This window comes from Glaciihabitans tibetensis, from assembly GCF_003003265.1.
GTDB classification, from domain to species: domain Bacteria; phylum Actinomycetota; class Actinomycetes; order Actinomycetales; family Microbacteriaceae; genus Glaciihabitans; species Glaciihabitans tibetensis.
Map to the genome: position 1 here is coordinate 647,426 of NZ_PVTL01000001.1, position 17,784 is coordinate 665,209.

Here is a 17,784-nt window from a genome sequence, read left to right on the forward strand (position 1 = left end):
ACTATGCCGACTATCTCCGTTGTGATCCCCGCGCTGGACGACGCCGATTTTTTGAGAACCTGCCTCGCGGCCCTCAGAAACCAGAGCCGGCCCGCGGACGAAATCATTGTGGTCGACAATGGCAGCACGGATGACACGGCCGCCGTAGCGCGTACGGCGGGAGTACGGCTGTTGTACGAGGCGCTGCCCGGGATCTTTCCCGCGACCGCGACCGGATTCGACGCAGCCACCGGCGACATCATCGCGCGCCTGGACACCGACTCGGTGCCGCCGCGGGATTGGCTCGAGCGAATCGAGGCATCGCTGGCGGCGCTGCGGTCGCCCGCAGCGGTCACCGGTTCCGCGGAGTTCTATGGGGGCAACCGCGTGGCGTGCTGGTTTGGGCAGCACGTGTACCTGGGCGGTTACTTTCTCGGCATGACCGTGCTGTTGGGACATCCGCCCCTCTTCGGCTCAAATTTCGCGATGCATCGCGAGCTGTGGGCGCTGACCCGGGACCGAGCCCATCGGGAACTCAAACTGGTTCACGACGACCTCGACTTCAGCATGAACCTGCCCGCGGGAAGCACGGTGCACTTTGATCGGCGGCTACTGGTGGCGGTCTCCGCACGCCCATTCGGCAACGTGGCAGCGCTCGCCAAGAGAGTCAAACTCGCGTATTACACCCTGGCGATCAACGCGAAAGAACGTTCGTACCGCGCACGTCGCGCGGAGTTTCGGCTCGGTTTGCAAGCAAGGGACTCCGCCTCAAAATACACCTCCCGGTGAGCGCACGGGGGAATTGAGGGGAGGGTCGACTTCCGGTATGCGTTGGGCTTAATGTTCCGGAATGGCATTCCTTGAAGCCACCGACCTAAAGAAGACGTACACGCCCCGGGGCGCGCCCGTGGTGCATGCCCTGGATGGCCTCGCCATCTCCGTTCCTCAGGGAACGATCACCGCCCTCCTGGGTCCCAATGGCGCGGGTAAGACCACCACCGTCAAGGTTTTCACCACGCTGACCGTGCCAAATTCCGGGTCGGCGTTCGTGAATGGCATCGACGTGGTCAAACACCCCGAGCGGATTCGTCCGATGATTGGGGTGTCTGGCCAGTATGCGGCGGTGGACGAGAACCTTACCGGGCTGGAAAACCTGGACATGGTGGGTCGGCTGTACCACCTGGGGCCGAAGGAGTCCCGTGCGCGCGCGAAGGAACTGATCGACGTGTTCGGCCTGACGGAGGCACAGAATCGGCCGGTGAAAGGGTTCTCCGGAGGTATGCGCCGCCGGATCGACCTCGCCGGAGCGCTGGTAATCCGGCCGAGCGTGCTGTTTCTGGACGAGCCCACCACCGGCCTCGACCCGCGCAGCCGGCTGGGGATGTGGGACATCATCCAGACGCTGGTGGGCGAGGGTGCGACCGTGCTTCTCACCACCCAGTATCTCGAAGAGGCCGACAGGCTCGCCGACAGCATCTCGGTGATCGACGACGGGCGGGTCATAGCCGAGGGCACCTCGGACGAGCTGAAAGCCTCCATCGGAGGACAGCGGGTGGAGATCAACCTGGTCGACGCGGCAGACACGGTCGCGGCCCGTGACATTCTCGCCCGTCACGGTACCGCAGCACCCACGGTCTCCTCGGACGGCCGCGCGCTTACCGTGAACGCAGCGCACGCACCCGAGGCGCTGCAACAGATCCTCGCTGAGCTGGGGCGCAGCGACATCCCCCTGTACGACGCGGGAATGCGGCGGCCCACCCTCGATGACGTCTTTCTGCGCTTGACCGGCCACTCCGCCGGCGACGACGCCACCGCGTCGGAAGACGCGGCCTCGGGTGGCGAGCAGGAGCAACCCAAAACCCGGCGAGAAAGCAGAAAGCGAGAATCCCGATGAGCAGTATCGAACGTGTTCGCCCCGCATCGCCTCTGCTGGACTGGGTCAGCGACGGCTGGATCACCACGCGGCGCAACCTGATCAAGATCAAGCGCGTTCCCGACATTCTGGTGTTCACCACGTTGCAGCCAATTATGTTTGTGCTGCTGTTCTCCTACGTCTACGCGGGTGTGATCACCATCCCCGGCAGCACCTACGCCGAATTCATCATGGCGGGTATCTTTGCGCAGACCGTCGTGTTCGGGTCGACCTACTCAGGATCCGCGATGGCACAGGATCTCAAGGACGGCATCATCGACCGTTTCCGCACGCTGCCGATGAGCCCGTCGGCGGTGCTTATCGGGCGAACCAACGGAGACCTGCTGATCAACTCCATCTCCATGGTGGTGATGATGCTTACGGGCCTGATCGTGGGTTGGCGCATTCGATCGAGTTTCCTCGAGGGGCTGGCCGGCGTTGTGCTGCTGCTGCTGTTTGCGTACGCGTTTTCCTGGGTGATGGCATTCGTCGGCATGAGCGTGCGCAGCCCCGAGGTGATCAACAACGTCGCGTTCCTGATCCTCTTTCCGCTCACGTTCATCTCGAACGCGTTTGTTCCCGCCGAGAGCCTGCCTGGACCATTGCAGACATTCGCCGAGTACAACCCCGTGTCTGCGCTCGTGGAGTCGGCCAGGCTGCTGTTCGGCAATATCCCTCCGAACACGCCAGAGCCCGACGCCTGGACCCTGCAGAACCCCGTGATCACCGTTCTGATTGGCGTCGCGATCATGCTGGTCGTGTTTGTGCCGCTGGCGATCCGTAAGTTCGCCCAGGTCAGCTCGCGGTAATGGGTTGCTGCGAAAAGGAGAACTGCCATGACTGTCACGAAGGTGACCGAAACGGAACGCAAATATGAGGTGGATGACACGGCGCAGCTTCCCGATCTCTCGACGGTCCCGGCAATAGCGAAAACGGAGGCGCAGGAGCCCTTCACGCTCCGAGCGGTGTACTTCGACACGGCCGGCGGCGCGTTGGCCGCAGCTGGATTCACCCTGCGGCGGCGCGAGGGCGGCTCCGATGAGGGGTGGCACCTGAAGACTCCGGCTCCCCGGGGTCGCACCGAACACCGGGTTGCGCTGGAGCCACCGGGCGATCACACCCCGCCGGCACAGTTCGTTCCGCCGCGCGAGCTGATCGATCTCGTGCTGGCGCGTTCGCGCGGCAACGAGCTCGTCGAAGTTGCCCACATCACGACGGAGCGGTCTGTGACCACGGTCTTCACCGCCGACGCCGACGGAGAGGACGCCGACAACGCGGCCGGTGCGGCCAGTACCGGTGCGGCCAGTACGGCCAGTACGGCCAGTGCGGAGATCGCGGACGACCGGGTGGCGGCCACGGACGTGCAGAACGGCATCCTGAGGCTCTGGCGGGAGTGGGAGGTGGAACTGCTCAACGCTGAACGCGGCGACGTTCTAGACGCCCTGGAGCCGCACCTGCTTGCAGCGGGTGCCTCGGCCTCACGGCATCCGTCCAAGCTCGCGCGCGCCCTGGAACGGGAGGACCACGCGACACAGGCGGCAGCGCTGCCCGACGATAGCGCCACCGCTCTCGGAGCGGCCATCCGGGTACTCTGGCACCTTCGCGACGAGCTCCTCGACGCAGACCCCGGGGTTCGTTCGGATGAGCCGGACGCGGTGCACCAGATGCGGATTGTGATCAGGAGGCTGCGCAGTGTGCTCGCCGCGTTCCAGGGTGTCCTCGACCCCGCGGTGCTCGACGACCTCCGCTACAGATTGGGACAACTCGGGGACACCCTCGGTGTGGTGCGCGACGCAGAGGTGCGGCACCAGCGGGCATCGGCGCTGATCGCTCCCGCCACCGTCGACGCTGTCCACGTGCGGCGGCGGCTGGTCGAGGACGCCTGGGCCGAGTACGAGTCCCTCCTCACGAGCCTGCTCGGCTACCTCTCGTCGGCGGAGTATTTTGCGTTGCTTGACGCCATCGACGCGCTCGTGCTGCGCCCGCCGGTGGCGGGGCAGTCCCTGGCGAAGGCACGTCCGGCAATGCGTCTGGTCGTGCGTCGTGAGAGTCGACGGGCACGGCGCAGACTCAAAAACGCGCACCATGATGACCTTGAGGCGCTGCACGGAGCGAGAAAAGCCGCACGCCGCTTGCGCTACGTTGCCGAGGCTCTCAGCGGGGGAGATACTCCCGTGCTCGGCAAAAAGACCGTAGCGCTGGCTAAATCAGCCGAGTCCGTGCAGGACCTCCTCGGTGAACACCGCGATGCAACCCTGTTCGTCGAACGGTTGCGGCAGACCGCGCTGCAGGCCGAAGAAGCGGGGGAGTCCGCCGCCGACTACGACTCGCTCGCGGAAGCGGAACGCCAGCACGCCAGCCAGGCGGTCGACGCACTCGAGGCGGCTGTGAGCGAGCTTGGGCGCGCAGCCAAAGCGTGAGTCACGGCGGCGGTCGGCTGCCCCGATAGTGGTCAGAGAATGTGAAATCCGGGGCGCCCGCTGGGCAGCCGCTCGGCGACTTCCACCTTCTCGACCTTCGCCCAGGTGGGCCCCACCTTCAGCCAGTCGATAAGGTCTTCGACAGTGGTGTCGTCGCCCTCGACTTCCACCTCGATGGAGCCATCCGCGCTGTCACGCACGTATCCACGCAAACCACGGCGGATTGCCTCGGTCTGCGTGTAATAGCGAAAGCCGGAGCCCTGCACCTGGCCCCGCACCACAGCGTGTTTGCGGATCACTCTTATAGTTTCTTCCCGCCGGGGGTTCTTCGCCATGGGGTTGCGAATCGAGATTGGGAAGGATGCTGATTAGCCTTGGCAGATGTCACTCCCCGAGGTCTGCGTGTGTTACCTGCTCCGCACCACTGACGAGGGTCGTCAGCAGGTGCTGCTTGGGCGCAAGAAGACCGGACTTGGGCAGGGCCGTCTAGTTGGCCCCGGGGGCAAGCTCGAACCCGGCGAAAGCCCATCCGAGGCGATCGTGCGTGAGGTCGCTGAGGAGGTTGGATTGACGGTGGATGTCGCTGACCTCGAGCTGATGGGAGAGCTGACCTACCCGTTTCCTCACACCCCCGCCTGGAGCCAGAAGTCGTGGGTATTTCGTGCCCATCGATGGGAGGGCGATCCGGTGGAATCCGACGAGCTGGAACCACGCTGGGTGAATGTCGCGGAAATCCCCTTCGACCGGATGTGGGACGACGCCCGATACTGGTTGCCCGCGACGCTCGCGGGCGACCCGATCCACGCCACGTTCCAGTTTGGTCCGGATGGCCGGACCGTTGAATCAAGCACCCACCCCGGTTTCGCTGGTGCCGAGCTACCGGGGCGCCCGTAGCTACTGCTTGATCTCGAAACCCTTGTCGCCGCGCGGTGCTAGCTCCGAGACATCCACCGACCGCACAATCGCCCAGGTAGGACCCTCACGAAGCCAGGCAAGCATCCGATCGACGGCTGCTTCCTCCGCCTCGATCTCCACGTCGACGGATCCGTCTGCAAGGTTCTGAACGAAGCCGTTCACGCCCAGTTTGCTCGCCGTTGCCTGAGTGTGGAATCGGAACCCGACGCCCTGAACCTCGCCACGAACGACGGCGTGTTTGCGAATCATCGTCCCATTCTGCAACGGCGGCCGGAAAAACACCCCCCTTCGAGGGTCTACAGTGGGGAACCTTCCTCGCTATCGTCAGCAGAATAACTTCAAGGGGGACATGAATGGCTGGTCCAGGATTCGCTGTGATCGAATTCGAAACGACGGGCATTCTCGCGGGGGACACCGATCGGGTCACTGAAGTGGCCGTGGTTCATCTCAGCGCGGAGGGGCGCGTGCAGGGGCAGTGGAGCACACTGGTCAACCCTGGCCCGCTTCCGGGCGCCCATCGTTTTCGGCGCGTCACCACCTCGCAGCACGCCCCCGTTTTCGCCCAGATTGCCGTGGACCTGCTTGCCCTCCTCGACGGGCGGGTCGTCGTGGCTCATCACGCCGGTTTCCAACTGAGGTTCCTGATTGCCGAGTTGATTCGGGCGGGGCACCCGGTTCCGCGGGATGGTGGCAGCGTGCTCTGCACTATGCAGCTGGCGCGCGATTTTCATCCGGGCGCTACCCGCTCACGCGAGGACTGCCTGGCCAAATTCGGGCTCAGTCGGCGGAAAACACCCGCGTCGGTGGCGACCAATGCCCTCGCGACCGCCGACCTGCTGGCGGCCTACATCGGTTCTAACGAAGACCGTTCGTTCTGGGACCGCTACCTCGGGGATGCCCTCGAAGAGCCATGGTCGCGTGTCGGCCGCGAAGAAGCCGTGTCTGCGCCCCGTGGGTGGGTGCCCCGGCGTGAGCGAGACGTCGATTCGCCCCGCGAGACGCACCCCTTTCTACGACGCATTGCCCACCAGATGCACTCCTACGCAGGGGAGGCGGAACATCTCGATTACCTCGCCTTCCTCGACCGCTGCCTGATCGAGGGATATCTGGCGGCGGGAGGCGCCCTGCAGGCGCTGGCGCAGCAACTGAACATCAGCAGGTTCACCTGCGAGAGCATCCATCACGACTACTTCGTGGAACTCAGCGCGATCGCGGCCCGGTCGGGTTCCCTCGACGAGCATCAGATCGGCGAACTGTGGGCGGTCGGCGAGCTTCTCGATCTGCCCGCCAGTCTGATTCGCGCCGCTCTCGACGCGCCGCGCCCTGCGGGCGTGCCACAGCTGCTGGCGGGCTGAGAGTACTCGCGCCTGCACTGCTCGGGGCTTCGGACGCACTATTGTTCCGTATTAGCCCAATTTTCGAGAGTGAGCGGATGCGCGACAGTTCGACCCCGGCGACGCCGTACGAGGTACTCGGCGTATCCGCCGCCGCAAGCATGGACGAACTCCGTCGCGCCTACCGTCGTCGTCTCCGCGAGACGCACCCCGACACCGGGGGAGAGGCCACCGCGTTTCACGCTGTGCAGGTCGCCTGGGAGGCGGTGGGCACCCCGGAGGGGCGGGCACTGTTCGATGCGGCGAGCGCGTCTGTGACGGAGGCTGCGACCGAGGGTATGGACGGCGAGTTCGTTGCCTCCGCCCGAGCGGACGGGGCGTCGCCGTATGCGTCTGCGCCCACGGAGTCGGAAACGACTCCGCCGTGGGAGCGTTCTCGTCCGCGGCACGCGGAGGCCGAGCCCACCGCGCGGGCCCACGGTCACCCGGGCGGGTGGAACCGTGAGGAGTATTACGCTCTGATGCGCGAATGGGTTGGCCGCGGTGCAATCATCGACCACCCGTACGACTCGGCGATGGTGCGCGCCGCACCGCGCGAGATCCGGCACCTGTTGGCGGACGCGAACGCGGAAGAGGAAACCGCGCGCACCCTGTCTCGTCTGGGAATCTCGTACACGATCTGGCACGACGTGGACTCGGATGGAGCAGGCCCCGGCGCAGAGTCCAAGATCGACCACATCGTGCTCGGGCCCACGGGGCTGTTCGCGATGCTTTCGGAGGACTGGGGCGGAGCGCTTCAGGTGCGTAAGGGCGAGATCGTGAGCGATGTGCTGGCGGTGGGCGAACGACCAGTCAGCTCGCTGTCGCGACGAACACGCTCCCTCACCCGCAGCACTCGCGCGAAATTCACGGCGCTGGTGCTCGTGGTCCCCGACGGCTCCACGGCGGAGTCACTCGCGGTGGTCGGGCGCGAAAGAGGGGTTCCCGTCGTCGTGCTGCAGCAGTCGCGCCTGCAGGAGTTCATAGAGGTCGGCCTCGCGGGCGTGCCGCGTCTGGGTGCGGATGACATCTTCGCGCTGCGTGAACGTCTGCACCAGGTCATCCGCTTCATCTAATCCGTTCTAGTGAACGTCTGGCCACGTTCGGCTCCCACCAACGACGGGCGTCGGGCTAGCCGAGGCGGGCCTGCACCTCGGCCAGCGATGGGTTCGTCGCACTGGAGCCGTCGGCAAACAGCAGGGTCGGAACGGTCTGGTTGCCGCCGTTGACCGCCGCGACAAGCTCCGCGGTGCCGTCGACCTCTTCGATATTGACCTCGGTGTACAGCACCCCGGCCCGGTCCATCTGGCTCTTGAGGTTGCGGCAGTACCCGCACCAGCTCGTGGTGAACATGGTGACGGAACCTGCGGCGGGGGTGAAAGTCTCTGAAGTCATCCTTCTAATCTATGTCTCCGGGTCCGATCCCGCTGGATTGGCCCCCGAGCGCGACCCCTTGCTATTGCGGCTGGGCGTTCCTAGGGTTGCGGTGAACTGAGGAGGCTCTAACGAATGGTCGCCCACAACCCAGCGCGGTTCTCTTCGGTGCCATTTCCTCCGGATGCCCGCGGCAGGGTGCGCTGGGCGGGCGTAGCCTGCGTGTGGGGCGGCGGCCTTGGTGCACTCGTGTCGATAGCTCTGGCCTTCGCTGCCCCTGCGGTTGAGCCGGGCGTCTACAACTACCCGCTCGAGGAATCGACGTTCGTGGTGGTGCAGGCGGCATCTGCCGTGATCTACCTGGTGATGGCGTACGGACTGATGGGCCTGTGGTGGTCGCGTGTTGTTCCGCCATCGATCTTCGGCTCGTCCGGGGCGCTGGCTGCGGCCGGTTCGCTGGTGCTCCTCGCCATCGTGCACCTGGTGTCGATCGCGGCTGCGGGTTTCGTTGATACCGCGCCGTTCGTCGATATCCTGAACGCCAGCTTCGGGGTCGTGACTGCAGCCAGCGGGCTGTCGTTGGTTCTCGGTGGCATTGCGATCATGCGCGGACGCGCTTGGGCGGGTCGCGGTGCCTACGTGCCACTGATCATGGGGATCTACGTCTTCGCACCCCTGATCCCGGCACTACTCGGACCGATCATTCTCGCCCGGATCGCGGTCGCGGGCTGGTGCGTACTGTTCGTTGTCCTGGGCGTGGCTCTGCTGAAATTGGCTCGATCCGGACGAACGGGACGCGCGCAGCCGACACGCGGTGTACTGACGCCCGGTTAGACAACTCCGAGCGGCACGTGCAAACCAGCGGGCAATTCGATGCGCACACCGTCTCCCGCGCGAAGGGGTCCGCTCGCCAGCACGATAGCCATGATTCCTGCTTTGCGGATGATCCGTCCGCCAGTATCCCGGGTGATGCACGCCTTCATCAGGCCAGACTGAAACCGGTTGATGAGCGAGCACGGACTGCGTAGCCCCGTGATCTCCACGACGGCGCTGGGGCCCAGATGCAGCAGCGTTCCCGTCGGAAGAGTGATCAGGTCGATGTCGCTCGTCGTCACGTTCTCACCCAGGTCGCCGGGCCCCACCGTGAAGCCCTCGATGGCAAGGTCCGCGAACAGCTCGACCGCAATCAAATGAACCTGGGTGAGGTTTCGCGCGGTGGGGTCCTTCTTTTTCAGGTACCGGTGTTGCACCGTGGGTCCCGCGTGCGCGTCGCCCTCGATTCCGATACCCGCCACGAGTGTGATCTCGCTGACCGGCGGCTTGCTGAAACGGTGCCGGTCGTCGCGACCGACGGAAACCACCGTCGGAACGACGCTCACGAGTCGAGTCGCTGGGCGACCAGTTCGACTAACAGGTCGGTACGACGGCGCGGGCTCATCGACGCGAGATATGCGCGCACGGCGTTGCGCGTCTGAGTGGCGGTGAGTCCGTCGGTTCGACCGCTGAGCACATCACCGACCTCAGACACCAGGTCTGCACCGCTCAGCGCCCGGGTGGCGGCGGCCCGGCGGGTCGCCCGCACCTGCTTGACCGCAGCCGTTCGGCCCGCCGCCGGTAGCGGAGCGACGCCGACGGATTCCATCGCCTCACGGTAACTGGCACAGACACGCTCTATCGCGGCGGCGCGGTCGGGCGAGGGCAGAATGAATACGCGGTTGGCGGGGTGCCGTGCCTGCCACACGACCAGACTGCGCGCGCTAGAGAACTCAGCGAATCGTTTTTTGGTGGCGAGCAGTTTCATGCTGCGCTGCGCGTCGGAACCGTGAGCCACGACGGCGCGTATCTTCGGGTGCAACTCCAGCATGCGCTTGAGCGGTCCCAGCCCGTCGACGACGAGCTGCGGGGGCAGACCATTCGGATACGACTCGTGCACGTTCCACGGGTAACTGTTCCAGGGCATGACATCCGCGTCGCTCAGCCCGACGGTCGTATAGATCTGGCTCATCCGCTCAGCGGACGGGTCATCGTTCTCGCCGGAAAGAAAGCCTGGCTGCGGGCTTGGGCGGCGTGCGGGTCCGGGATTGGAATACAGCGACAGAATCCGGGCATTCGCCGCGTTGTGGTGAGGCGCAATGTAGGGAACCGTCGAGTCCGGCTTCTCCGCCATCAGCGCGTCGCACAGCTGATTGACCTCTCGTACCTGTGGGGCGAACGCCTGAGACAGCTGTGCGTCGCGGAACAGGGCATCCGCCATTCGTCGAGACATGGCCCCCACACTACGCGGGGCTGCGGCCCTGCCACCCAGCGCAGCGCACGTCGATCATTTTTTGCCGTGGTGTTTGCCGTGTTTGTGTTGCGGCGGCTTCAACGGCGCGAGGAACTGCAGCGCCTCTTCGATATTTGTCACCTGGGCGGGGCTTCCGTCGTCGAGCTGGGACGGGTTCCAGGCCAGGATGACGTCCTGACCTCGCTCGATATACCCCACGATGTAGCCATCGATAAGCACCTGCCAGTCGAGTTTCACGTCGGGCACGCCGAGGCCGAGCCGCCGGGTCTGTGCCGTGGGCATGATGGATGTCGCGTGGCCGTCGAACTCGAAATCGATGCCTTCCGGTCGAAGATCCTGTAAATCGTCCAATGTCACCATGCTGTGACCCTAGTTGCGCGACCGGCATCCGGCTAGGGGAAATCCCGTCAGCTCGCGGAGACCGCGACGCGTTCTTGGGGCCTCGCCACCGGGCGGGAGCGGGTCAGCGCGGCTGGATAATGCGCGTTGCGGCGGCCACGGCCGCCTCGCGCTGCCGGGAGCGTACGTCCGGGTCGTTGGCGACTGCGCCGGGAACCGGTGAGTTGGCCCAGGCGAATCCGAGCGAGAACAGCATGGTCAGGAGCAGCTCGGGATCCCACCGCGTGTCGACCAGACCAAGGCGTTGTGCCGCGCGGAGCGTTTCCACTTTGCCCGCGGGGGCATCACTGCCCGTGGGCGGAGCAAAGGGCACCCCGTCCAGCCTGGCCCAGGTCAACATTCGCAGGTGCTCAGGGCGGTCGAGAGAATGGTCAAAAATGTCGCCGACGAAGTCTGCAACCGCGTCGGCCCGCAGCGCCACGGCGTCGTAGAACTCGCAGCCGTTGAGGTCGAGCACAGCCCGGAAGAGCGCCGCCTTGTCGCTGAAGTAGGCGTACAGGCGCTCCTTGCTGGCGTGTGCATTTGACGCGATGCGGTCGATGCGGGCCCCGGCCAGTCCGAACGTGGCGAACTCGGCGCGCGCCGACAGCAAGATTCGGTGCTGGACGTCCTCATTGACTGGCTTCATGCAGATAGTGTAGACCAAACGAACCAGTTCGTTTGACTTTGCGGGGATCTGTCATCTACGGTGTGGGGTAGCCCTTTTGCCCTTGTTCTCTGGAGCCCCCATTTCTTCGTCACTTCCTTCTGACAACACCACTGTGACCTCAGGCGGCGGCACCCCGCCCGCCACGACGTCCTCCGAACATCCCCGAAGGCGCTGGATCGTTCTCGGCGTTGCCGCCCTTGCCCAGCTGATGGTGGTCCTCGACGGCACCATTGTCAACATCGCCCTGCCCGCGGCTCAGCTTGACCTGGGAATGAGCGACAGCGACCGCAGCTGGGTCGTCACAATCTATGCACTCGTCTTCGGCTCCCTGCTCCTGCTGGGTGGCCGGATTGCCGACTTCTGGGGCCGCAAACGCTCCTTTATCCTGGGCATGGCCGGCTTCGCCGCCGCATCGGCCCTCGGTGGATTCGCCACGACGGGGGAGATGCTGTTGCTTGCCCGGGGCCTGCAGGGGCTCTTTGCCGCGCTGCTCGCGCCGGCGGCGCTCGCCCTGCTCTCCGTGACGTTCCCCTCGGGACCCGACCGCATCAAGGCATTCGCCGTGTACGGCACCGTCGCTGGCTCCGGAGCCGCAGTGGGCCTGCTTCTCGGGGGCGTGCTCACCGAATTCCTCAGCTGGCACTGGTGCCTGCTGGTAAACGTGCCGATCGCCATCATCGCGATCATCGCGGCCGTGCCGCTGGTTCCCGAGAGCCGCGCCGACGGTGACACCCGGTACGACATTCTCGGAGCATTGCTGGTCACCGCCGGCCTCGGTTCAATCGTTTATGGATTCTCGCGCGCCGAACTCGGGTGGGACCGTGGAGACACCGTCGGCTTCCTCGCTCTGGGGGTGTTGTTGATGGTTGCGTTCGTGCTCTGGGAACGCCGCGCCAGCAACCCGCTACTCCCGCTGCGCGTTGTCGTTGACCGCGTCCGCGGTGGCGCATTCCTGGTGTCGGTGATGGTCGGCGCTGCGCTGCTCGGCGGCCTGCTCTATCTGACCTTCCACTTCCAGATCGTGTTGGGAATGACCCCCCTCATGTCGGGGCTGGCCTCGCTGCCGATGACCGCAGCAATCATGGTGACCGCCCCGCTCGCCGCACGGTTCCTTCCCATCATCGGGCCACGCATCCTCATGACGGTGGGGCCACTGATGGCTGCCGCCGGACTGCTCTGGTTCTCCCGCATCACGGCAGATGGCGCCTACGTCACACAGGTTCTGCCCGGGCAGATCATGCTCGGGATCGGCCTGGCGCTGGTTTTCGTTCCGATGCAGAACCTGGCCCTGGCCGGGATCGACGCACGCGATTCAGGAGTTGCCGGCGCGGCACTCACAGCCACCCAGCAGGTCGGAGGCTCGATCGGCATCGCCGTGTTCACCGCCCTCTATGCCGCCGCGGTCGAATCCTCCACCAGTGGAAGCGCCGGCAATCCGCTTCCGGCCTTCGTCGACGGCTACTCAGTAGTGTTCATCGCCGCGGCGGTGGGGCTGATCTTTGCCGCGGTGATCTCGTTCTTCCTGATTCGGGTGCCCAAGTCAACATTTACGGTGAACCCAGAAGCCATTCACGCGGGTTAATTCGGTTCCGTATAACTCCGCGGCCTGTCAGCCGCACGAGTCGGCAGCGCACGCCCATGCGCGCCCGAGGAGGCACCAAGCACACGCTTGGTGCCTCCTTTTTGCGGTGGTCGCCATGGGTTGATTCCGCCGTACGGCACGGTTAGCTTCGGCGGTGATGAGGCAGCGCCCACTGAGGCCGTATCGCAGGATGACATCGATGCGGCTCTCGAGACGCCGACAGAACTCACCTTCTTGACGTGGGTACCCGACATCCAGAACAAAGTTGATCGGGACCGTCACTGCGGCACTTTGACGTCGCGGTGGTGCGGCCGGGTTCCTAGCCACTGTGCGTCGTGGCATGACCGAGGTTTAGGCGCCGTCAAGGTACACCCAGCGCGAGTCCAGCCGCACAAACCGGCTGGTCTCGTGCTGTTCGCTGACCTGTCCGTCGAGCCGGAACTTCGCGACGAACTCCACGGTGCCGGTGCTGTCCAACAGCCCGCCCAGAGTGGTGCGACGTATCTCGAGCCCGAACCAGCGTTGCGCCGGATCGAGCTCAAGCGTGGACGGACGGGTGGACGGATGCCAGCTCTCGAGCAGGTAGCGCTCGTCGCCGACCACAAAGGCGCTATACCGCGAGCGCATCAGGCGTTCCGCGGTAACCGCGCGGGCTGCCGCATCATGGAACGGGGAGTTGTGGAGGCGACCGCAGCAGGAGCCGTAGGTCTCGCCGCTCTGGCACGGGCAGCGGCTCGTGACAACTAAGACGGGCCAGGAGGCTGCGGAGGCAGCAGATGAGGCGGAGGAGGTCACCAGACCAGTATGGGCGAGAATTGCAGGTGAGCCGGGGGAGGAGGGGGAGGAGGGGCACTTGGAACTCGACGAGTACGCGTCCCTTGACGCCACCGCGCTGCGCGAATGTTTAGTGCAGGGGGATGTCGCGGCGCCGGAGCTTGCGGACACCGCTCGCCGTGCGCTCGCTCGGGTCAACGACGCGCTCAACGCGCTCACCATCCCACCGCTCGATCCCGCGCTGGACGCCAATCCGAACGGTCGGCTCGGCAGCGTTCCCTTTCTCCTCAAAGACAGCGCGCCCTTTGCCCGCGGACTTCCGTTCAGCCTCGGTAGCCGAAGCATCTCCGGCGCGGCGGCGGCGGCGGACCACCCGCTGATGCGAAAGTTCCGCGACTGCGGCCTGGCCGCGGTCGGGCAGACCACCGCGCCCGAATGGAGCCTCAGTTTCGCGACCGAGTCGCTTCGGTACGGTGTGACGCGTAATCCCTGGGCTCTGGAGCGGAGTGTGGGCGGCTCCAGTGGGGGAGCGGCGGCTCTCGTGGCCGCAGGCGCTGTTCCTCTTGCCCACGCGAGCGATGGTGCCGGATCGATTCGGATCCCCGCTTCCTGCTGCGGGGTGGTCGGTATGAAACCGAGCCGCGGCCGCACCACGCCGAGCAATCCCGCTCTCAGGCTCCCCGGAAGCTCTGGCCCACCCACCGCGGGCGCGGCCCTCGGCGTTGACTTTGCGGTGACGCGAACGGTGCGCGACACAGCGCTTCTGCTGGAACTCGTCACCGAACCCGGCTTCCCCACACCGGCACCCGCCGGAACCTCGCCCCTCCGTGTCGCTGTCACCACGGCATCCTGGTCCGGCGCCGCCATCAACTCGGAGGTAGCTGCGGCAGTCACCGCCGCGGCGGAAATGCTGGAATGGATCGGGCACCGCGTGACCGCGAGCAGCCCGACTCTCGACGCGGACGACATTCGCGACGGAGCAGCGCTCGGATTTCTCGCCGCGGGCCAACAGATCCTGGCCGCACCGGTGCAACCGCGCCGTGACCTTCTCGAGACGGTTTCGCGGAGCGTCCTGGACGCCACACTCGCGCTGAGCCGCCCACAGGCGGAGGCCAGCCTGGCCGCGCAGGCCCGAGTCACCCGTGCCGTGCAGGGTTTCTTCGCGCACACCGACATTCTGGTCACCCCGACACTGGCCCAGCTTCCACCACCGCACGGCACCCTCGACTACAACCGGCCGCGCGACCGCGGTGGCCCCCCGCTGCAGCAGGTGCAGTCGTGGATTGACGAGATGTTCGAGTTCGGCCCATTCACCGCGGCGTTCAACATCGCGGGTAACCCTGCGATCAGCCTGCCGCTCGGCCACAGCGTGCACGGAGTACCGATCGGTGTGCAGCTGGTGGCCGCCTGGGGACGCGATGAGCTGCTACTCGACGTCGCCGCTGACCTTGAGCGGGCGATGCCCTGGAAAAACCGGTTGCCTCCGATTTTCGTCAGCTGAGGGCAAAGCCCCATTCCGTAGACGGGACGCATGTCGGTGGCCATGGCTACCCTCATTCCGGAGGAACGAATGCCGGAAAATGTCGAGCAGTGGTGGGCGAGGCGCCAACGGTCGAAGTCGACCGCGATACCCTACCCGGTGGGACAGTTCCGCTCGGACTGGGAGCGGTATCCCGTGCTCGTCCGGCAGTACCACCCGGAGTTTAATCACGGCATCACGCTCACTCAGGTTCCCCCGGCTGCCGATGTGTACCTGCTCTGGCAGTGCGACGTCGGGCACCTGTTCGTCGCGACGCCCGAAGAGCAACGGAGCCGTCCGGGCGGGTCCCGTCGCCGCTCCACCTGGTGCCCAGACTGCGCGACGACCGCTGTGAACCGGCCTGCACCAGCCTGTTCCTACGCCGGGGCCCCAGCCAAACGTCGACCGGATGCACCTCGGGCGCCCCAGCGCGCCTCCGCGCCTGCAATGGCACCGGCACTGGCACCGGTACCGGCACCGGTACCGGCACCCTACGCTTGCGGTCACCCGCGCGATCCCGATCGGGTCGAAAAGGACCCGGCTGACGACCGCTGCTACCTCTGCCGCCGGCTGGACTCGTCGCCCCTGACGCGCCAGCAGCTTGAGACGATGGTGGTAGCGCGCTCCCGTGTCGAGCTGTCTAACGAAACTTCAACGAGCTCGAGCTACAGCTGGGAGTGCCCGAGGGGGCACGGGGTATTTGCCGCAAAGATCGAGCGCGTTCTTGCGGGCAAACGCTGTCCGACCTGCGCGCACGCCCGCGTCGCGGCCGACGGGGTGGCCGTGGGGGAGTCGTTTGTGAGTCCGTGGGCGCCTAAACCCGCCTCGGCTGCCGAAGCAGACCTTCGCCAGCGACTCCGCGACGCACTGCTCATCCCGCTTGACCACAATGCCGTGCGCGTTGCGCGGCCTTTTTTCACCCATGTCGAGGTCTGGCCCGACTTTGTGATGCCAGAGTTCCGCGTCGCCATCGAATACGACACCACCGGTCGCGATGGACTCGAACACGTGGGCCGACGGGAAGACATCGACCGGCGAAAAGACCGGCTGTTGCGGGCGGCGGGGTGGGAGGTGATCCGGATCCGCTGCGGCAAGCTCCAACCCCTCGGTCTGCACGACCTGCAGGCCTCGGGCGTCACGAACTCGCTGGTCACTCGAATCGTCGACGAGCTGGCGCAGATTCGGGGCGAGCTCATCGTGCGGTCGTATCTCGCCTAATCGGATTTCCTGATCGATTCGAGTTCATCGATCAGTGTCGGCGCGGCTGCGGTCGTGGATATCGTCAGCCCGAGTTTCGCAGCGGCGCGGCGATATGTGTCGTGGTCGAGAACCTCAGCGATCTTCCTGGCGATGCGTTCGGCGCGCGCGCGCCGGGACACCGTGACTCCCGCTCCCCGTTCGACAACGCGGGTAGCGTTGTCCGCCTGGTCACGTCCGTGCGGCAGGATGACCAACGGCACTCCCGCCGCGAGAGCTTTCATCACGGTGCCGTGGCCCCCGTGGGTGACGATCGCGTCGCACTGTGGCAGCACCTCGCGATGCGGTGCGGAAGCGACGACGGTGACATTCTTTGGAGCTCGGATGGCGTCGGCGCGAATTGCCGGCCCGGTGGTCACCAGACCTCGCACGGGAAGGCCCCCAAGTGCGTCCGCGATCCGCTGAATACACTCTGACTGGTCCTGGAACGTCGACGAGAGCGCAACGAGTACCAGCCGCTCGTTCCCCGGCGGCAATGTCCAGCCGTCATCGGCCGCCCACGTGGGGTCGTCGAGGATAGGGCCGACGTACCTGACGTTTTGTGGCAGCTTTGCTGGGAAGTCAAAGGCAGCAGCCGTGAGCACCAACTCGCGCCTCGCGTGGTGCAGCTGGTCCCACGAGTGGGTGATCGCGTCGAGGCCATGAGTCGCACGCAGGTCGTTGATCGGCGCCAGGGCGTATCGGTCAAACAGGGCGGTGCTCGCTCCCGTCGCGAGCCGATCCCGCACACGCCCGAGCGGCCCGACTGCGGGCTTCAGCCCCGCACCGAAAGGCGGCATGCCCTCAACGGGAAGCGCGTACACGTTCGGGAGCAACACATCAAACGGGATGCCTCGCGACTCGGCCGCGATCATGCAACCCACAGCGGAGAAGGACGCCACTACCAGATCTGGGCGAAAGCGGTCGATCGCGGCGGCCGTATCCCGCGCCTGCGTCGGAGCCGGCCCGACAAACAGCTGGCCCACCATGCCGCGCAACAGGCTGGTCGGCGTGCGCAGGCGCCAGTCCTGAAATTGCCCCCAGCTGACGGAAAACGGGATGAAGTCCTCGGTTACCGAACGCACCTGATCGGTCAGGGTCTCGTCGGCCAGGACGATGACACGATGACCTCGGTCGACCAGTCGACGAGCGACCCCGAGTTCCGGCGGCACCGTTCCTCCGCCATCGATCATTGCAAAAAGGTACGTGTGAGGGTCAGGCGCCCCACTTGTGTGGCCCTCTGGTGGCGTTGGGTCCTGCATCAGTGCGACTCCCCAATAGTGCGAGATTCGTTGGTTCGCTCGGCGGCATTGCTCTCACCCCATAGTGAACACGACTCTCCTAGTCGAGTACCAGCCCACGGGG

20 protein-coding genes are annotated in these 17,784 nt (G+C 65.7%); 11 read left to right on the forward strand and 9 right to left on the reverse strand.

The genetic code is table 11. The annotated features are described in order from the left end of the window. The first annotated feature begins 3 nt into the window (after positions 1-3). From B0I08_RS03055 to B0I08_RS03070, 4 genes are all read left to right on the forward strand, one after another. Positions 4-768 carry a glycosyltransferase family 2 protein gene (locus B0I08_RS03055; RefSeq protein WP_106209653.1) on the forward strand — a complete coding sequence of 255 codons (765 nt, stop codon included), beginning with the start codon at positions 4-6 and terminating at the stop codon, positions 766-768. A 61-nt stretch (positions 769-829) separates the two neighbouring features. Then, on the forward strand, positions 830-1,873 hold the full coding sequence (locus B0I08_RS03060; RefSeq protein ID WP_106209655.1) for an ATP-binding cassette domain-containing protein: 1,044 nt from the start codon (positions 830-832) through the stop codon (positions 1,871-1,873). Beyond that, a complete protein-coding gene (locus B0I08_RS03065) occupies positions 1,870-2,700 on the forward strand; it encodes an ABC transporter permease (RefSeq protein ID WP_106209657.1) in 831 nt (276 codons plus the stop codon). The genes B0I08_RS03060 and B0I08_RS03065 overlap by 4 nt, the downstream gene beginning before the upstream one ends. Positions 2,701-2,727: 27 nt before the next feature. Further along, complete coding sequence (locus tag B0I08_RS03070) at positions 2,728-4,311, forward strand: CYTH and CHAD domain-containing protein (RefSeq protein WP_106209659.1); 1,584 nt, start codon at positions 2,728-2,730, stop codon at positions 4,309-4,311. Between the two features lie 32 nt (positions 4,312-4,343). On the opposite strand, the gene B0I08_RS03075 is transcribed toward B0I08_RS03070, so the two are convergent. Next, positions 4,344-4,610: an acylphosphatase gene (locus B0I08_RS03075; protein ID WP_219905597.1), complete on the reverse strand. Its 267-nt coding sequence runs from the start codon at positions 4,608-4,610 to the stop codon at positions 4,344-4,346. Between the two features lie 82 nt (positions 4,611-4,692). Here B0I08_RS03075 and B0I08_RS03080 point away from each other — a divergent pair, with 82 nt between their 5' ends. Beyond that, a complete protein-coding gene (locus B0I08_RS03080) occupies positions 4,693-5,205 on the forward strand; it encodes an 8-oxo-dGTP diphosphatase (protein WP_106209660.1) in 513 nt (170 codons plus the stop codon). Here B0I08_RS03080 and B0I08_RS03085 read toward each other — a convergent pair whose 3' ends face one another. Next, positions 5,206-5,475, reverse strand: a complete 270-nt coding sequence (locus B0I08_RS03085; RefSeq protein ID WP_106209662.1) for an acylphosphatase — start codon at positions 5,473-5,475, stop codon at positions 5,206-5,208. It abuts the gene before it with no gap. Between the two features lie 125 nt (positions 5,476-5,600). Between B0I08_RS03085 and B0I08_RS03090 the strand changes: the two genes are divergently transcribed. Beyond that, entirely contained in the window at positions 5,601-6,581 is a 981-nt protein-coding gene (locus B0I08_RS03090; RefSeq protein WP_181243151.1) for a 3'-5' exonuclease, read from the forward strand. A 77-nt stretch (positions 6,582-6,658) separates the two neighbouring features. Continuing rightward, the gene (locus B0I08_RS03095; RefSeq protein WP_106209666.1) at positions 6,659-7,675 is read left to right on the forward strand and encodes a nuclease-related domain-containing protein; all 1,017 of its coding nucleotides are present in this window, start codon (positions 6,659-6,661) and stop codon (positions 7,673-7,675) included. A 55-nt stretch (positions 7,676-7,730) separates the two neighbouring features. Here B0I08_RS03095 and B0I08_RS03100 read toward each other — a convergent pair whose 3' ends face one another. After that, positions 7,731-7,994, reverse strand: a complete 264-nt coding sequence (locus B0I08_RS03100; protein WP_106209668.1) for a mycoredoxin — start codon at positions 7,992-7,994, stop codon at positions 7,731-7,733. Between the two features lie 228 nt (positions 7,995-8,222). Between B0I08_RS03100 and B0I08_RS03105 the strand changes: the two genes are divergently transcribed. Continuing rightward, positions 8,223-8,807 carry a hypothetical protein gene (locus B0I08_RS03105; RefSeq protein ID WP_181243154.1) on the forward strand — a complete coding sequence of 195 codons (585 nt, stop codon included), beginning with the start codon at positions 8,223-8,225 and terminating at the stop codon, positions 8,805-8,807. Here the strand turns inward: B0I08_RS03105 and B0I08_RS03110 are convergent. The 4 genes from B0I08_RS03110 to B0I08_RS03125 all read right to left on the reverse strand — a co-directional run bounded on the left by B0I08_RS03110 (position 8,804) and on the right by B0I08_RS03125 (position 11,287). Then, positions 8,804-9,352, reverse strand: coding sequence for an MOSC domain-containing protein (locus tag B0I08_RS03110; protein ID WP_106209672.1), 549 nt, complete (start codon positions 9,350-9,352; stop codon positions 8,804-8,806). The genes B0I08_RS03105 and B0I08_RS03110 overlap by 4 nt on opposite strands. After that, a complete protein-coding gene (locus tag B0I08_RS03115) occupies positions 9,349-10,239 on the reverse strand; it encodes a uracil-DNA glycosylase family protein (RefSeq protein ID WP_146134299.1) in 891 nt (296 codons plus the stop codon). The genes B0I08_RS03110 and B0I08_RS03115 overlap by 4 nt, the downstream gene beginning before the upstream one ends. A 54-nt stretch (positions 10,240-10,293) precedes the next feature. Continuing rightward, positions 10,294-10,620: a hypothetical protein gene (locus B0I08_RS03120; protein ID WP_106209675.1), complete on the reverse strand. Its 327-nt coding sequence runs from the start codon at positions 10,618-10,620 to the stop codon at positions 10,294-10,296. A gap of 103 nt (positions 10,621-10,723) precedes the next feature. Continuing rightward, complete coding sequence (locus tag B0I08_RS03125; protein WP_106209677.1) at positions 10,724-11,287, reverse strand: TetR/AcrR family transcriptional regulator; 564 nt, start codon at positions 11,285-11,287, stop codon at positions 10,724-10,726. Between the two features lie 133 nt (positions 11,288-11,420). On the opposite strand from B0I08_RS03125, the gene B0I08_RS03130 reads away from it, so the two are divergent. Beyond that, positions 11,421-12,890 carry an MFS transporter gene (locus B0I08_RS03130; protein WP_245884468.1) on the forward strand — a complete coding sequence of 490 codons (1,470 nt, stop codon included), beginning with the start codon at positions 11,421-11,423 and terminating at the stop codon, positions 12,888-12,890. Positions 12,891-13,241: 351 nt separating this feature from the next. Here B0I08_RS03130 and B0I08_RS03135 read toward each other — a convergent pair whose 3' ends face one another. Further along, entirely contained in the window at positions 13,242-13,685 is a 444-nt protein-coding gene (locus tag B0I08_RS03135) for a YchJ family protein (RefSeq protein ID WP_106209679.1), read from the reverse strand. A gap of 58 nt (positions 13,686-13,743) precedes the next feature. On the opposite strand from B0I08_RS03135, the gene B0I08_RS03140 reads away from it, so the two are divergent. Continuing rightward, positions 13,744-15,165: an amidase gene (locus B0I08_RS03140; protein WP_106209681.1), complete on the forward strand. Its 1,422-nt coding sequence runs from the start codon at positions 13,744-13,746 to the stop codon at positions 15,163-15,165. Between the two features lie 42 nt (positions 15,166-15,207). After that, positions 15,208-16,401, forward strand: a complete 1,194-nt coding sequence (locus B0I08_RS03145) for a zinc-ribbon domain-containing protein (RefSeq protein ID WP_425432978.1) — start codon at positions 15,208-15,210, stop codon at positions 16,399-16,401. Here B0I08_RS03145 and B0I08_RS03150 read toward each other — a convergent pair. Continuing rightward, positions 16,398-17,612, reverse strand: a complete 1,215-nt coding sequence (locus B0I08_RS03150) for a glycosyltransferase (protein ID WP_181243157.1) — start codon at positions 17,610-17,612, stop codon at positions 16,398-16,400. The genes B0I08_RS03145 and B0I08_RS03150 overlap by 4 nt on opposite strands. Positions 17,613-17,784 lie beyond the last annotated feature (172 nt).

Coding starts and splice junctions, on each gene's coding strand:
- B0I08_RS03055 (WP_106209653.1), top strand. CDS start 4: ATGCCGACTATCTCCGTTGTGATCCCCGCGCTGGACGACGCCGATTTT.
- B0I08_RS03060 (WP_106209655.1), top strand. CDS start 830: ATGGCATTCCTTGAAGCCACCGACCTAAAGAAGACGTACACGCCCCGG.
- B0I08_RS03065 (WP_106209657.1), top strand. CDS start 1,870: ATGAGCAGTATCGAACGTGTTCGCCCCGCATCGCCTCTGCTGGACTGG.
- B0I08_RS03070 (WP_106209659.1), top strand. CDS start 2,728: ATGACTGTCACGAAGGTGACCGAAACGGAACGCAAATATGAGGTGGAT.
- B0I08_RS03080 (WP_106209660.1), top strand. CDS start 4,693: ATGTCACTCCCCGAGGTCTGCGTGTGTTACCTGCTCCGCACCACTGAC.
- B0I08_RS03085 (WP_106209662.1), bottom strand. CDS start 5,475: ATGATTCGCAAACACGCCGTCGTTCGTGGCGAGGTTCAGGGCGTCGGG.
- B0I08_RS03095 (WP_106209666.1), top strand. CDS start 6,659: ATGCGCGACAGTTCGACCCCGGCGACGCCGTACGAGGTACTCGGCGTA.
- B0I08_RS03100 (WP_106209668.1), bottom strand. CDS start 7,994: ATGACTTCAGAGACTTTCACCCCCGCCGCAGGTTCCGTCACCATGTTC.
- B0I08_RS03115 (WP_146134299.1), bottom strand. CDS start 10,239: ATGTCTCGACGAATGGCGGATGCCCTGTTCCGCGACGCACAGCTGTCT.
- B0I08_RS03120 (WP_106209675.1), bottom strand. CDS start 10,620: ATGGTGACATTGGACGATTTACAGGATCTTCGACCGGAAGGCATCGAT.
- B0I08_RS03125 (WP_106209677.1), bottom strand. CDS start 11,287: ATGAAGCCAGTCAATGAGGACGTCCAGCACCGAATCTTGCTGTCGGCG.
- B0I08_RS03145 (WP_425432978.1), top strand. CDS start 15,208: ATGGCTACCCTCATTCCGGAGGAACGAATGCCGGAAAATGTCGAGCAG.
- B0I08_RS03150 (WP_181243157.1), bottom strand. CDS start 17,612: ATGATCGATGGCGGAGGAACGGTGCCGCCGGAACTCGGGGTCGCTCGT.